Raw genomic sequence first — 13,926 nt, forward strand, 5'->3', positions numbered from 1 at the left:
CCGAAGCCTTGCTACAAAACCTATAAAGTTTCGGGATATATTTATGCCCTAATAGGGTATAAACGTAAATATCAGTTACATATGTAAAATTAAAGACTATAAAATTTAGGAGGATTTATGAAAAAAATAAAAGTTTTATTTTTATCCCTTGCCCTTCTTTTAATTTTTAGCGGGGCGGCTCTTGCTGAAAGTGTAAATGTAAGTAGTCAAGGTCTTATAATTAAGCCTATATTTCCCACAACTATAGATCCTACAGCTAAAAGCTATAACATTGACGGGGAAAATTATTTTTCTATAAGGGCCTTGCAATTCAGTTTTTCTTCCAGCAGCTTTAAGTATATGTCTGTAAAATATAATAAGGACAAGGATGTAATTACAGTAGAAAAACCCGGCGAGGATATTTCCTATTCCATGGAGGACAGATTTATTAATGATCCTTTAAATAAGGACCCACAAGTTGTAAAAAAAGACATTAAGCTTAATATAAATTCCAAGGATTTTGTCCTTAAGGGCTACAATATTGACGGAAGAAATTATGTAAGGTTAAAGGATTTTGCTGAAGCCATGGACTTTTCTCTAAGCTATGATTATATAAACAAATTAATAGTAGTTGACCTGGAAAAACCCTATAAGGCGGAAAGCGAGTCGGACTTTAAGGCTCTTCATGAAAAAGAATACAGGGACTTAAGGGCATTAATAGACTCCCATGTGGAGGGGCTTGAGTCTGAAAGCACAGGATTTATAAAAGCCTTTAAGCCTAAAATGGATCTTACCTCTTATAAAACCTACAGGGACAAGCTTCTACAGGTTAAAAAAGATTTCAGTAGAGAGAGTCTTTTAAAAGAAAATAATCTGTCTACAGACTTCAGTTACTATATTTATATCTACAGAGATCTTGAAAACTTATCCTATGCTGCCAACGAGCTTGTATATAATATAGATGTTTTTAAGGATAATGGGGATATTCTTTCAATTTACACCAAGGATTACGCCAACTCCTTTTTAAAAACCTTAAAGGAGCTTAGGGGACATCTTGAGCCTTATGACAACTACTATAAATAACCTTGTAAAAAATTTTGTAGATGATTTTAGAAATAATTTAGAAATTTTTTACATTTTTATGTAATACTTAAAATAGTTGAAAGGCTAAGTTATTCTAATATATAATGTATATGTTGTTTCAATCCAATCAACTGTTAATATTTTTTGATATGATTAATATGATTGAAATTTTAAAATTTTAGGAGGTATTTATGAAGAAGAAAGTATTATCACTACTATTGGCCTTTGCCATGGTATTTTCCCTTGTAGCCTGTGGACCAAACACCAAGGCATATCTAACCAAGGCACAAGAAGTAAATTCCTGGGAAGGTGCAGAATCTAAGGGCAAAATGTCCATAAACTTTGAAGTTAAGGATCCTGAAACTAAGGAAACACTTAAATTTAATATACCTGCAAGCTTTGAAGGTACACAAGAGGGCAAAAAGGTTCATGTAACTATTAACTATGACTTTAAGGCTCTTATGGAATTAGCTAAAGGTAAGGGAGAGGAAGCTCCTCTAGATATACCTGAAAACCTTAAGCTTGACATGTTTATGGATGGTGAAACCGGAGATATTATTATGGGCAAGGACTACTTCAGCATTGTTTCAGGCGGTAGTGAAGCTTTAAATAATATTAAAGAAAACTATATATCAATTGGTGGAGACTCAGATCCTATGGGAATGGGACTTTCACAAAAAACTTTAGCTTATTTAGAGTCAGCTGAATACACATCAGACCTTATGAAGCTTATGGACACTGCTCTTAAGGGCTATGAAAGCAAAAACGACATGAAGGTTGAAGGAAATACCTTTACTTATGAAGCAAGCTTTGAAGACTTAACAGACGAATTTGTAAATATTCTTGCTAATGTTGTTAAAAATTGGGGAGCAACAAAGGATGTTTTAGCTTCAATTCTTAATAAGGCTGAGGTTCCCGTAACTTCAGAACAACTTGACAAGGCAATTAAGGAAATTGACCTTAAAGAGCTAAAGGAAGGCACTTCAGAATTTAAAGATGCCTTTAAGGGTTCTAAAATCAGCTTTAAATCTACCTTTGATGAAGGAAAGGTAAGCCAAGATGTTAAGCTTAATCTTGTAACCACTGCATTTAGTGTAGCTGAAGAAGGAAAGTCAACTGAACCTGATAAAATTAACATTGAAATGACTTCAGTTACCAGCAAAAATTCAAAGGCTAAGGTTGAAATGCCCAAGGATGTTAAAAAGCTTACAATGAGTGAGTATTTGGAACTTGTAAATCCCGGATATAATGACACTCTTATTCTTGTAAGATATAATGGTGAGCTTGTTGAATTTGAAGACCAACAACCTGTAATTGTTGAAGGAAGAACCCTAGTACCATTTAGAGCCCTACTTGAAAAAATGGGTGCAACTGATATTAACTGGGATGAAGCAACAAGAACTGTAACTGCAAAGCATGGAGATAAAACTATAAGTCTTGTTATTGATAACAAAACTGCAAAGGTTGCAGATAAAGACGTTGAACTTGATGTCCCTGCACAAATAATCGGCGACAGAACTATGGTTCCTTTAAGATTTGTATCTGAAAACTTCGGATATAAGGTTAAATTTGATGACAGCCTTGGAAAAATTTATATGATAGACATATATAATATTTCAGATGAAGAACTTGAAAAAGCTTTAGAAGGAGCACCTGAAGAAGAAACTAAGGAAGAACCTGCTAAAGAAGATAAAAAGGCTGCTGCAACTGCAGTTGGAATTATAGGTGGAGCTGACGGTCCTACTGCAATAAAGGTTGTAAAATAAAATATAATACAGTGAAAAAAACCTTAACTCTCTAATGAGGGTTAGGGTTTTTCTTTTATAATTAAGCAGATTTATAGGAAAATAAATCCTTATTGTAAAATACTTTTTAATTGACTATTATTATAAATGAAATTGTTATAGTTTTATAAATTAAGGGAGAGGATTGTTATAAAAACTAAGGGTTTTCTTCAAGCTATATTAAGCGCCGCAATTTTCGGTGCCATGCCCATATTTACAAAAATAGTTTATTCTTTTGGAGCCGATGCTGTAGATGCAGCTTTTTATAGAATGAGCCTGTCTCTTATTATTATGTTTATCTTAAATAAATTTATTTATAAGGAAAGCCTTAAGCTTAACAAATTAGAGGTTAAATTCCTTTTACTTGCCTCCCTTGGACTTTTAGTTACCAGTATATGGCTTTACAATTCCTATAACTATATGGATTCCGGCACAGCAACGGCTCTGCACTTCAGCTATCCCATTATTATTTTTGTAGCAGTAAGTCTTATTTATAAGAAAAAGCCGAGATTTATAGAACTTGCCTGTGTTTTGGGAGTAAGTGTGTCCATTCCTATGCTTACTATGGGAAATGCAAACTTTCATCCCTTAGGAATTTTTTTCTCCATAGGCTCAGCCTGTACCTTTGCCTTTTATGCAATTATTTTGCAGGATCAGGTTTTTATGAAAATGCCTCCTATAGTAAAGCTTTTTTACATAAATGCCTTTTCCTCAATAATTATTTTCGCCTTTTCCCTGGTAAGAGGAAAACCTGTTTTATTAAGTTTAAGCCCTATGGATTTTTTAATTGCCTTTACTTATTCCTGTACAATAACTCTTGGAGCAACCTACCTTTATCAAAATGCCATATTCCTTATAGGGGCTAAATATACCTCTATTGTAAGTGCTATAGAGCCTGTAGTCAGCAGTCTTATAGGAGTCTTTATCCTTAATGAGTCTATAGGATATGTGCAAGTTTTTGCAATTTTTTTAATTTGTCTTTCCACTATTGTTTTAGTTGTAAGTTCCAGAAATTATTTAGAAGAATAAATTTATTAACAGAATATTAATAAATCTTTGTTCGCATTTATGTGGATAATGTTAATAACTTTGGTGATAAAGTATTTTATCGACTTTACAAAGATTTTATAATAGGTCTTTGAATTTATTAGACAAATGGCTATTTTAAGGGATTTAGTTTAAGGACAAAAATCAACTTTTATTTACAATGGGTAAAACAAGCCTGTTGATGTTGTTGATAAGTCTGTGGATTAAAAAAAGAGCAGTTTTTTCGCTGCTCCTTTAATCATTTATTGTGAACCATATTTTATAAAGTTTATTTAATTCTTCCTGGTAGTCTTGCATATTTTTTGATATTTCATGTACATAATCTATATCATCGTAGGTGGCATTGTCCGCCAGTTCCTTTTCTATAAAGCTTATTTTTGCTTCAAGGCTTTCAATTTGCTCCTCAGTATCCTTAATTTCTGCAAGTCTTTCTTTTTTTAATCTTCTCTTTTCCCTGTCCAGCCTTTTAAGGTTATCAATTTGTGTTTTACTCGTTTCCTCTTCTTCAGCCTCATCGTTAACCTTTGTTTTTTCCAAATAGTAGTCATAGTTGCCTAAGTATTCTTCCACTCCATTAGCCTTCATAAGGATAATCTTATTACAGGTGGAGTTTAAAAAGTATCTGTCGTGACTAATTGATATAATGGTGCCTTCATAGGAGTTAAGCGCATCCTCCAAGACGGATTTTGAATCTATATCAAGGTGATTGGTAGGTTCGTCAAGAAGAAGGAGATTGGCACCCTTAAGGATAATTTTAAGCAAGCATAGTCTAGCCTTTTCTCCACCGGAAAGCTCTTCTATACTTTTAAATATATCATCTCCTATAAACAAGAATGATGCCAGGTAAGACCTTATTTCATAGTGGTTAAGCTTGGGATACTCGTCCCAAATTTCATCTATAACGGTTTTGTCCGAGTTGAGGTTTTCCATTTCCTGGTCAAAGTATGAAATTATAACCTTGCTGCCGAATTTAAATTCTCCCTCATCCTCTTTTATTTTGTTGTTTAAAATTTTAAAGAGAGTGGACTTTCCTATACCGTTAGGTCCGATTATTCCCACCTTATCTCTTTTGTAAACATTAAAGGAAATATTTTCAAAAACCTTTCTATCTCCATAGGATTTAGCCAGGTCTTTTACCTCAAGGACATCCTGACCGGAATCAAAGTGAGGGACGAATTTTAACTTATATTTCTTAGACTCTTCAGGAGCTTTTACCTCTTTCATTTTGGCAAGGAGCTTTTGCCTGGACTTGCCGGCTCTTACAAATCTGTCCCTACCCATATTAAGGTATCTTTTAATAATTTCCTGTTGCCTTTTAATTTCCTTTTCCTGATCCATATATTGTTTTTTAAGGACCTCTATTTGTTTTTTTCTTTCTTTTAAATAGACTGAGTAGTTGCCCCTAAAATGTGTAAGGGTTTTGTTTTCTAAAAGTGATATTTTATTTACCACATTGTCTAAAAAATACCTGTCATGGGAAATAATAATAGCTGCCCCTTTAAAGTCTTTTAAAAACTTTTCCAGCCAGCTTATTGCATCTATATCAAGGTGGTTGGTAGGTTCGTCAAGAAGCATAAGATCAGGTTGAGATAAGAGGAGCTTTGCCAAAGCAAGCCTTGATTTCTGTCCTCCGGAAAGCTGATTTACAGTCATGTCGAAATCCTCCTGACTAAAGCCCAAGCCTATTAAGGCTCCCCTTATTTTGGAAGGGTAGGAGTAGCCCTCAAGCTCGGTAAATTTCTCCTGAAGCTTGCCGTACCTTGCCATGTCGTTTTCAAGATTAAGGTTTTCCGGATCTGAAATTTTTATCTCAAGATCTCTAAGGTCAGTCTCCATGAAAATAAGATCTTTAAAAATTTTTTCGCATTCCTCATAAATGGAATTGTCGGCATGAATATTAAGCTGTTGATGAAGATAACCTATTTTAATATCCTTTTTAATATAAATATCTCCTTCATCTTTTGATATTTCATTATTCAATATATTAAAAAGAGTGGTTTTTCCGCTGCCGTTGTTGCCTATAAGACCTATCTTGTCATAGTCCTCCACTATTAAATTTACATTTTCTAAAATTTTTTCACTTATGTAGGCTTTTGATAAACCCTGTATACTAACTAACATTCTACACCTCAAGCTAATTGTAACAAATTTTACAAATTAAAAAAAGCTTGTTATAATATTGGCAAAACAATTGTTAAAAGGAGGTTCATGTGAATAAAAAAGCTAAAATTTCAGAAGCTGTAATTAGAAGACTGCCTATATATCACAGATTTTTAAATGATGCGATAAACAAAGGTATAGTCAGAATGTCATCATCTGAGCTTGGAAAATTAACAGGATTTACAGCTTCACAAATAAGACAGGATTTGCATAATTTCGGCGGCTTTGGTCAACAAGGGTACGGATATAACTGTATTGAGCTTAGAGATGAACTTTCCATAATACTGGGTATGAACTATAAACATAGAGCTGTATTAATTGGAGCAGGTAGACTTGGCTCAGCCATTTCAAGATATAAGGGATTTAGGAAAAGCGGTTTTACCATTGAGGCTCTTTTTGATATATCTGAAGATCGAATAGGGTCCAATGTTGATGGGGTTCCTATTTTAGACTTAAAGGATATTAAGGACTACATAAAGGTTCATAAAATAGATGTAGTTGTAATTACAACACCTAAAGAATCTGTTCACGATATTATTGATATAATTACAGATACAGATATTAAAGGTATATGGAACTTTGCACCGGTGGATATAGTTTTGCCTGATAGTGACATAGTAATTGAAAATGTTAAGTTTAATGATTCTTTGCTTAAATTGTCTTATTATTTAAAACAAAGAGAAGAAGGAAATTAAGGGGTACTTAGGTACCTCTGTTTTAATAGGAGAAGGTATGGATTTAAAGGAAATAGATGGAAATTTAGTAATTGAAGATATAGATTTTTTTAGAGTTGAAGATATATTTAACTGCGGTCAGGCCTTTAGGTGGCACAAGGAAGAGGACGGATCCTACACTAATGTAGCCTATGGAAAAATAATAAACATCTCTGATAAGGACAAGAACGTAACTATAAAAAATTCAAATATAAAGGATTTTTATAAAATATGGATAGATTATTTTGATGTCCTTAGAGATTATAAGGAGTTAAGAGAAAAATTAAGCTTTGATCCTATTTTAAAAGAAGCTATGGACTATGGCAGAGGTATAAGAATTTTAAATCAGGAACCTTTTGAAACCATTATTACCTTTATAATTAGTGCCAATAACGGAATTGCAAGGATTATGAACAGTGTAGATATAATTTCAAGAATGTACGGCAGCGAAATAGGAAGCTATATGGGAAGATCCTATTGCGCCTTTCCATCAGCCCAGGAATTATCTCTGGCAAAGGCTGAAGACCTTAGAAAATACGCCAGAGTAGGCTTTAGAGATAAGAGAATTGTAGAGGCGGCTCAAATGATAAGGGACAAGGAAATAGACCTTGACTCCCTTTATAAAAAACCCTTGGAAGAAGCAAGAAGGGAGCTTATTAAAATCCCAGGAGTTGGACCTAAGGTTGCCGATTGCGTTTTGCTTTTCGCCTTTAAAAGATCCGAATCCTTTCCTGTAGATGTGTGGATAAAAAGAGTAATGGAAGAATTGTATTTAAAGAAAGACACTCCCAGAAATAAAATTGCAGATGAAGGCAGAAGAATCTTTAAAGAAGAAGCGGGCTTTGCTCAGCAGTATCTATTTTATTACGGCAGAGATCACAAATTAGGTAAAGACTTATGAAAGCTGTAATTATAAATGCTCTTGCCATAATTGTAGGGACCTTTGCGGGAAACCTTATAGGCAATAGGTTTAGCAAGAAGCTTGAAGAGGAAATTTTAGATATTTTAGGAATCGCCGTAATTTATATAGGCATTTCTTCCGCCCTTAAGGGAGAAAATACCCTTCTTATTGTAATATCCTTAGTAATAGGAGTTGCCCTGGGCAATCTTATTAATATAGAGGAGAAGCTTAATGGACTTGGAGATAAGGTTCTTGGTCTTGTAAGCAAAAGGTCAAAGACCTCACAAGGAAATTTTATAGAAGGATTTGTAACGGCATCTTTAATATTTAGCGTCGGCTCCATGGCTATTTTAGGTTCAATATCAGCAGGTATACTAAAGGACAACTCAATTCTTATAACAAAGTCTATTCTTGACGGAGTAACATCAATAGTTTTAGCATCGTCCTTGGGATTTGGAGTGGGTTTTTCTTCCCTTGTTGTATTTATATATCAAGGTCTTATAGTAATTTTTTCAAGCTTTTTAAAAGATATTTTTACCCCCGGTCTTATAGCTGATTTGTCCGGAGTAGGGGGAATCCTTATTATGGCTATAGGCTTTAATATGCTTAAAATTAAAAAACTCAATACTGCAAATATGCTTCCTGCAATTTTAGTTCCTATAGTTTATGAAAGCCTTATTCGCAAGCTTATAGAAATAATATTTGGATAAAGGTAAAAAATGGTAAAAAAAGACTTGAATTATCTTAAAAGATGTATTAATATAATTATTAGCACTTAAAGATGATGAGTGCTAAAACTTGTAAATAATATTTTTTAAATAGGAGGGCCAGTATGAATTTAAAACCTTTGGAGGATAAACTTGTAATTAAAAAAGTTGAAGTGGAAGAAACTACAAAATCAGGAATAGTACTTCCAAGCTCTGCTAAGGAAGAATCAAATATTGCAGAGGTAGTTGCACTAGGAAGAGGCATACTAGAAGACGAAAAGAAGAAAGATGAAGTTAAAGTTTCAGATCAAATAATATTTTCAAAATATGCCGGAACAGAAGTAGAAATTGATAAGGAAAAATACACTATTATAAAGTTCGCTGATATTCTTGCAGTAGTTGAAAGATAAGGAGTAATAATATGGCAAAAGAGATTAAATTTTCAGAAGAAGCCAGAAAAGGCTTAATTGAAGGAATAAATAAACTTGCAAATACAGTTAAGGTAACCCTTGGACCTAAGGGAAGAAACGTAGTTCTTGACAAAGAATTCGGAGCACCCTTAATTACCAATGACGGTGTTACCATAGCAAGAGAAATTGACTGTGAAGATAAATTTGAAAACATGGGAGCACAGCTTTTAAAAGAAGTAGCTACTAAAACCAATGATGTTGCAGGAGACGGTACTACAACAGCTACATTACTTGCTCAATCAATAGTTCTTGAAGGAGCTAAGAACTTAGCAGCAGGAGCTAATCCTATGATCCTTCAAAAGGGAGTTAACAAGGCTGTAGAAAAGACAGTAGAAGAAATTAAAAAGTTCTCAAAACCTGTAGAAACTAAAGGATCAATTGCTCAAGTAGCATCAGTTTCAGCAGGAGATGAAAACATAGGTCACCTGATTTCAGAAGCTATGGAAAAAGTCGGCAAAGACGGTGTAATTACAGTTGAAGAATCAAAATCCATGGGTACAAGCCTTGAAGTGGTTGAAGGTATGCAATTTGACAGAGGATATCTATCACCTTATATGGTAACAGATTCAGATAAAATGGTTGCAGAGCTTGAAAGTCCTTACATTCTTTTAACAGATAGAAAAATTACAAACATTCAAGATCTTCTACCTTTACTTGAACAAGTTCTTAAAGAATCAAAGCCTCTACTTATTGTTGCTGAAGATGTAGAGGGAGAAGCACTTGCAACTCTTGTTCTTAACAAACTTAGAGGAACTATAAATGTAGTTGCTGTAAAGGCTCCTGGCTATGGCGACAGAAGAAAGGAAATGCTTCAAGATATAGCTATTCTTACAGGAGGTAAGGTAGTATCAAGTGATCTTGGAGAAGAACTTAAGGATGCACAAATAGATGTTTTAGGTAAGGCTGCTAAGGTAAAAGTTGAAAAAGACCTTACTGTAATAGTTGACGGCGCAGGAGACAAGTCAGAACTTCAAAACAGAGTAAGTCAATTAAAGAACCAATTTGAAAACACTGAATCAGAATTTGATAAAGAAAAACTTCAAGAAAGACTTGCAAAACTTGCAGGCGGAGTTGCAGTAATTCAAGTAGGTGCAGCAACTGAAGTTGAGCTTAAAGAAAGAAAATTAAGAATAGAAGATGCTCTTTCAGCTACAAGGGCAGCAGTAGAAGAAGGAATAGTTCCCGGAGGCGGAACAGTTCTTGTAGACTGTATCGAAGCAGTTGCAAAGCTTTCTGAAGAAAGTGAAGGGGACGAAAAAACAGGAGTTAACATTATTCTTAAATCCCTTGAAGCTCCACTAAGACAAATTGCAATTAATGCAGGACTTGACGGATCAGTTGTAGTTGAAAAGGTTAAAGGTCTTGATAAGGGCGTAGGATTTAACGCAATTACAGAAGAATACATTAACATGGTTGAATCAGGAATTGTAGATCCTACCAAGGTAACAAGATCAGCTTTACAAAATGCTGCATCAGTAGCATCAATGATCCTTACAACAGAAGCTGCAGTTGCAAATATTCCTAAGAAAGGACCGGACCCGGCAGCAATGGCAGGAGCCATGGGCGGCATGGGCGGCATGATGTAAAAAATATAAAATATAAAGAAAAAGCTCTCGAACTTGAGAGCTTTTTTTAATGACTATATAATTGAAAAAGAGCTCATAAATATTGAGCTTTTTTTTTATTTATTAGTTAACGGATATTCTGTTTTTGTGAAGATAATATACTCCGTATATAAACAAGGGTGCTTCAATTAAAATAAAAATTAAAAAACTTATACCTGTGCCCCTTATAAAGATATCTCCATTAGCCATATATAATTTTATATTGCTTAATAAATTTAAATTGTTCATAAATGAAATAATTACAGATTCAACAAAAGATATAACTATATAGACAATTACTGTAGCCCCAAAACCGAATCTTTTTAGAATTTTGCCTCCACCTGCACTTATGGAGAAGATTATTTTTGCAATTGATCTTATTAAGAGTACAAGGCACCAAAAGCAAAGAATAGAAATATTTAAAGTACCTACCTTATTTATCTCACTCATAAGTTTAGTCCAATTTGCTCCTTGTATGGAAGCGAAATCCATAGCCTGACCGCTTGGAAGCATAATTAGTAGAAATAGAGCCGCCATAAATATTGAATAAATAAAAAACATAATTAAATAGTAAAAAAGCCTTGAGAAAGTTTTTGCAACAGGACTTAGAGAAATTGACTCATAAAAGAGCCCTTCTTCCCCGAAAAACATATTGTAATCTCCAACTATTACAGTAATAATAGCCGCCATATATCCAAAGGGTATTGATAAAACGGAAATGCTAAGACTTGTATCTGCCCAGGATATATTTATATAATTAAAAGCTAGACCCACCATAAAAAATATAAGAGGCAAAAGCGGAATAAACCAATTGTTTTTAAAGTGATTTTTGATTTGGTGTCCAAGTAATTTTCCCATTAAAATACCTCCGTAAAATAGTCTTCTAAACTCATATTATTTTCCCTTCTTATTTCATCAACTGTCTTGTTTAAGTAAATTTTTCCTTCAGATAAAAACACAACTCTGTCCAACAAAGGTTCAATTTGATTAATAAGGTGAGTTGATACAATTATAAGAGAGTCTTTTTCAAAGTTATTTAAAATCATTTTAATAATCGTCTTTCTTGCAGAAGGATCGACTCCTGAAATCGGCTCATCTAATAAAAAAATCTCGGCTTTTCTTGAAAGACTAAGAGCAATTTGTAATTTTTCTCTCGCACCCTTACTTAATTCTTTTACCTTAGCCTTAGTAGGCAGGTTAAAATCCTCTAAAAGTTTATAAAATTTATTCTCGTCAAAGTCCTTAAAGAATTTTTTATAAGTATTTACAACTCCTTTAATTGAAAGCTTGTTGCTAAGGGTAAACTTATCAGCCTGATATGATACAATTGCAGCAGTCTTATAATTTATTTCTTTCCCGTTAATTAGGACTTTGCCCTTGTAAGTTTTTTCAAGACCGGCTAAAATTCTAAGCAAGGTTGATTTACCCGAACCGTTGGGTCCTACAAGGCCAACAATTTGTCCTCTATCCAAGTCTAAGTTCAAGTTATCTAAAACTTTTTTACCATAGGACATGGTTAAATTTTTTATTTCCAATTTGCTCATTTTTCCCTCCAATATTCTTCCAAAAGTGTAATGGATTTTTCCTTTGATAGCTTAAGTTCTCCCGCTATGGTGATTAAGTCGTCGCAGTATTTGTAAAAAGATTCTCTTGCAATTTTTTCAATTAATTTTTCGTCACCTGTTATAAATCTTCCGGCTGTTCTGTTTGACTCTGCAAGTCCTTCTCTTTCCAGTTCTGATAGGGCTCTTTGGACTGTGTTTGGATTAACGCCGTAGACTTTTGCCAAGTTTCTTACTGTATCCATTTTTTCGCCGCTTTTCCATTCTCCACTTGAAATTTTCAATTTAAAATCTTCAAGAAGTTGTATATATATAGGTCTATTATTATCGAATTTCATACCACTCCCCCTTGTATCATTGTACCAATTCATTAATACAATAATCATTATAAGATTTACCTTTACTGTATGCAAGTATTATTTTTAGAAATTTTTAATTTAAACATAAAAAGCCCAAAGTTTTTACTTTGAGCCTAAAAGTTTCTTATATAGTTTTGTCGTAGGAATTTTATAGAAAAAGTAGTTTAATTTTTACTTTAAAATTTGGGTGATTTGTTTAATATTAAGCTAATATATCTATAAAATTTTTATTTTTCCTCTATAAGATATATATAATCAATTAATTTTGTAAACATATTAAAGCCAAGTTCAAGGGAGTCCTCGCTTATATCAAATCTACCGTTATGGTGAGAAGCTGCAAGGTCTGATCCTATTATAAAGTGCAAAGCCTTGCCTCCCTTAGCTTCAACCTCATTTAGCATATAGCAAATATCTTCAGAGGCATTAAGCCTAGGGTTCATTACAGTTTTAAAACCCGAATCCTCAAGGTACTTATTAAAGCCCGGGGCAAAGTCCTTGTACTTGCTTCTAAATACAATTGATCCACCAACAGTTTCTATTTTTTTCTCCAAACCGTAAGCTAGGGCAGTTCCCTCTACTGCTGCAAAAAGTCCCTCCTTAAGATCCTTAACTATAAGGTCGGATTCTCCTCTTATTTCAACTTCCAGGTGGGCATCCTCAGCTATTATATTCCTTGAACTTCCCGCTCTAAGCACACCTACATTTACTCTGGCAAGGCCCTTTGAATGTTGAGGAAGAGAGTGTAGAGTAAGGGTAAGACTTGCAGCACCTAAAAGGGCGTTTCTTCCTCTCTCAGGAAGAATACCGGCATGACTTGCACGTCCTTTAAGGTCTATGTCAAATTTTTCAGTGGCAAGAAATCCATCTGTATCAACTCCTATAACACCCCCTGGGACCCTTATACCTATATGAGCACCGAATACATAATCAAGGCCATCTACAGCACCTGCATCCACCATGGATTTGGCTCCGTGGACTCCCTCTTCCGCCGGCTGAAAGATAAATCTGAAGGAACCCTTAAGGTCCTTTTTGTTTTTAACATAGTCGGCAAGACCAAGACCTATTGCCATATGAGCATCATGTCCACAGGCGTGCATGCACTTGTTATTTTCAGATCTGAACTTAAGCTTGTTAGGCAGGTGGTTTTCATCCTTTGTTTCTTCGATTTTAAGGCCGTCTATTTCAAAGCGAAAGCCTATTTTAGGTCCGCTCCTACCTGTATCATAGTCAACAATTAATCCCGTATAGCCCTGGAGAATTTCTTCAACATCAAAGTCTACATCTATTTTACCTAAGCTTTCAGCATGACTTTTAATTTCATCTTCACTTGGTAGACCTATTCTTTTAGAGTGAATTTTTTTACCATAACTTATATTTTCAAAGCCCATAGCTTTAAGCTCTTTAATAAGCTCAATAGTTGTTTTCATTTCCAGGTAACCAGGCTCCGGAAATCTATGAAAATATCTTCTATATTCCTTAAGCTTTTCTGATTGTTTAATAGTAATCACCTCATTACAAATAAAGCCCTTTAGGAAGTCTAAAGGGTTTATATTTTTC

The 13,926-nt window shown here is 34.1% G+C and carries 13 protein-coding genes; 8 read left to right on the plus strand and 5 right to left on the minus strand.

What is annotated here, in order from left to right; all coding sequences use genetic code 11:
* Positions 1 to 117 precede the first annotated feature (117 nt).
* The 3 genes from PEPCATONIAE_RS07405 to PEPCATONIAE_RS07415 all read left to right on the plus strand — a co-directional run bounded on the left by PEPCATONIAE_RS07405 (position 118) and on the right by PEPCATONIAE_RS07415 (position 3,875).
* Positions 118 to 1,062: a hypothetical protein gene (locus tag PEPCATONIAE_RS07405; RefSeq protein ID WP_138160507.1), complete on the plus strand. Its 945-nt coding sequence runs from the start codon at positions 118 to 120 to the stop codon at positions 1,060 to 1,062.
* Between the two features lie 191 nt (positions 1,063 to 1,253).
* A complete protein-coding gene (locus PEPCATONIAE_RS07410; protein WP_138160508.1) occupies positions 1,254 to 2,828 on the plus strand; it encodes a copper amine oxidase N-terminal domain-containing protein in 1,575 nt (524 codons plus the stop codon).
* Between the two features lie 168 nt (positions 2,829 to 2,996).
* Entirely contained in the window at positions 2,997 to 3,875 is an 879-nt protein-coding gene (locus PEPCATONIAE_RS07415; RefSeq protein ID WP_282957748.1) for a DMT family transporter, read from the plus strand.
* 252 nt (positions 3,876 to 4,127) lie between these two features.
* On the opposite strand, the gene PEPCATONIAE_RS07420 is transcribed toward PEPCATONIAE_RS07415, so the two are convergent.
* On the minus strand, positions 4,128 to 6,014 hold the full coding sequence (locus tag PEPCATONIAE_RS07420; protein ID WP_138160510.1) for an ABC-F family ATP-binding cassette domain-containing protein: 1,887 nt from the start codon (positions 6,012 to 6,014) through the stop codon (positions 4,128 to 4,130).
* A gap of 89 nt (positions 6,015 to 6,103) precedes the next feature.
* Here PEPCATONIAE_RS07420 and PEPCATONIAE_RS07425 point away from each other — a divergent pair, with 89 nt between their 5' ends.
* From PEPCATONIAE_RS07425 to groL, 5 genes are all read left to right on the plus strand, one after another.
* Positions 6,104 to 6,748, plus strand: a complete 645-nt coding sequence (locus PEPCATONIAE_RS07425) for a redox-sensing transcriptional repressor Rex (protein WP_138160511.1) — start codon at positions 6,104 to 6,106, stop codon at positions 6,746 to 6,748.
* Between the two features lie 37 nt (positions 6,749 to 6,785).
* A complete protein-coding gene (locus tag PEPCATONIAE_RS07430; RefSeq protein ID WP_138160512.1) occupies positions 6,786 to 7,667 on the plus strand; it encodes a DNA-3-methyladenine glycosylase family protein in 882 nt (293 codons plus the stop codon).
* Positions 7,664 to 8,377, plus strand: a complete 714-nt coding sequence (locus PEPCATONIAE_RS07435) for a DUF554 domain-containing protein (RefSeq protein ID WP_138160513.1) — start codon at positions 7,664 to 7,666, stop codon at positions 8,375 to 8,377. Before PEPCATONIAE_RS07430 ends, PEPCATONIAE_RS07435 begins: the two co-directional genes overlap by 4 nt.
* Before the next feature lie 122 nt (positions 8,378 to 8,499).
* Complete coding sequence (locus PEPCATONIAE_RS07440) at positions 8,500 to 8,784, plus strand: co-chaperone GroES (RefSeq protein ID WP_138160514.1); 285 nt, start codon at positions 8,500 to 8,502, stop codon at positions 8,782 to 8,784.
* 11 nt (positions 8,785 to 8,795) lie between these two features.
* Entirely contained in the window at positions 8,796 to 10,430 is a 1,635-nt protein-coding gene (gene groL / locus PEPCATONIAE_RS07445; RefSeq protein WP_138160515.1) for a chaperonin GroEL, read from the plus strand.
* A 102-nt stretch (positions 10,431 to 10,532) separates the two neighbouring features.
* Here groL and PEPCATONIAE_RS07450 read toward each other — a convergent pair whose 3' ends face one another.
* The 4 genes from PEPCATONIAE_RS07450 to PEPCATONIAE_RS07465 form a co-directional block, all read right to left on the minus strand.
* Complete coding sequence (locus tag PEPCATONIAE_RS07450) at positions 10,533 to 11,306, minus strand: hypothetical protein (protein ID WP_138160516.1); 774 nt, start codon at positions 11,304 to 11,306, stop codon at positions 10,533 to 10,535.
* Positions 11,306 to 11,992, minus strand: coding sequence for an ABC transporter ATP-binding protein (locus PEPCATONIAE_RS07455; RefSeq protein WP_138160517.1), 687 nt, complete (start codon positions 11,990 to 11,992; stop codon positions 11,306 to 11,308). Before PEPCATONIAE_RS07455 ends, PEPCATONIAE_RS07450 begins: the two co-directional genes overlap by 1 nt.
* Complete coding sequence (locus tag PEPCATONIAE_RS07460; protein WP_138160518.1) at positions 11,989 to 12,348, minus strand: GntR family transcriptional regulator; 360 nt, start codon at positions 12,346 to 12,348, stop codon at positions 11,989 to 11,991. Before PEPCATONIAE_RS07460 ends, PEPCATONIAE_RS07455 begins: the two co-directional genes overlap by 4 nt.
* Before the next feature lie 248 nt (positions 12,349 to 12,596).
* Positions 12,597 to 13,877: an amidohydrolase gene (locus PEPCATONIAE_RS07465; RefSeq protein ID WP_282957745.1), complete on the minus strand. Its 1,281-nt coding sequence runs from the start codon at positions 13,875 to 13,877 to the stop codon at positions 12,597 to 12,599.
* Positions 13,878 to 13,926: the final 49 nt, after the last annotated feature.

The sequence above is a fragment of the Peptoniphilus catoniae genome (assembly GCF_901447155.2).
GTDB lineage: Bacteria > Bacillota > Clostridia > Tissierellales > Peptoniphilaceae > Peptoniphilus_E > Peptoniphilus_E catoniae.

Coding starts and splice junctions, on each gene's coding strand:
- PEPCATONIAE_RS07405 (WP_138160507.1), top strand. CDS start 118: ATGAAAAAAATAAAAGTTTTATTTTTATCCCTTGCCCTTCTTTTAATT.
- PEPCATONIAE_RS07410 (WP_138160508.1), top strand. CDS start 1,254: ATGAAGAAGAAAGTATTATCACTACTATTGGCCTTTGCCATGGTATTT.
- PEPCATONIAE_RS07420 (WP_138160510.1), bottom strand. CDS start 6,014: ATGTTAGTTAGTATACAGGGTTTATCAAAAGCCTACATAAGTGAAAAA.
- PEPCATONIAE_RS07430 (WP_138160512.1), top strand. CDS start 6,786: ATGGATTTAAAGGAAATAGATGGAAATTTAGTAATTGAAGATATAGAT.
- PEPCATONIAE_RS07435 (WP_138160513.1), top strand. CDS start 7,664: ATGAAAGCTGTAATTATAAATGCTCTTGCCATAATTGTAGGGACCTTT.
- PEPCATONIAE_RS07440 (WP_138160514.1), top strand. CDS start 8,500: ATGAATTTAAAACCTTTGGAGGATAAACTTGTAATTAAAAAAGTTGAA.
- groL (WP_138160515.1), top strand. CDS start 8,796: ATGGCAAAAGAGATTAAATTTTCAGAAGAAGCCAGAAAAGGCTTAATT.
- PEPCATONIAE_RS07450 (WP_138160516.1), bottom strand. CDS start 11,306: ATGGGAAAATTACTTGGACACCAAATCAAAAATCACTTTAAAAACAAT.
- PEPCATONIAE_RS07455 (WP_138160517.1), bottom strand. CDS start 11,992: ATGAGCAAATTGGAAATAAAAAATTTAACCATGTCCTATGGTAAAAAA.
- PEPCATONIAE_RS07460 (WP_138160518.1), bottom strand. CDS start 12,348: ATGAAATTCGATAATAATAGACCTATATATATACAACTTCTTGAAGAT.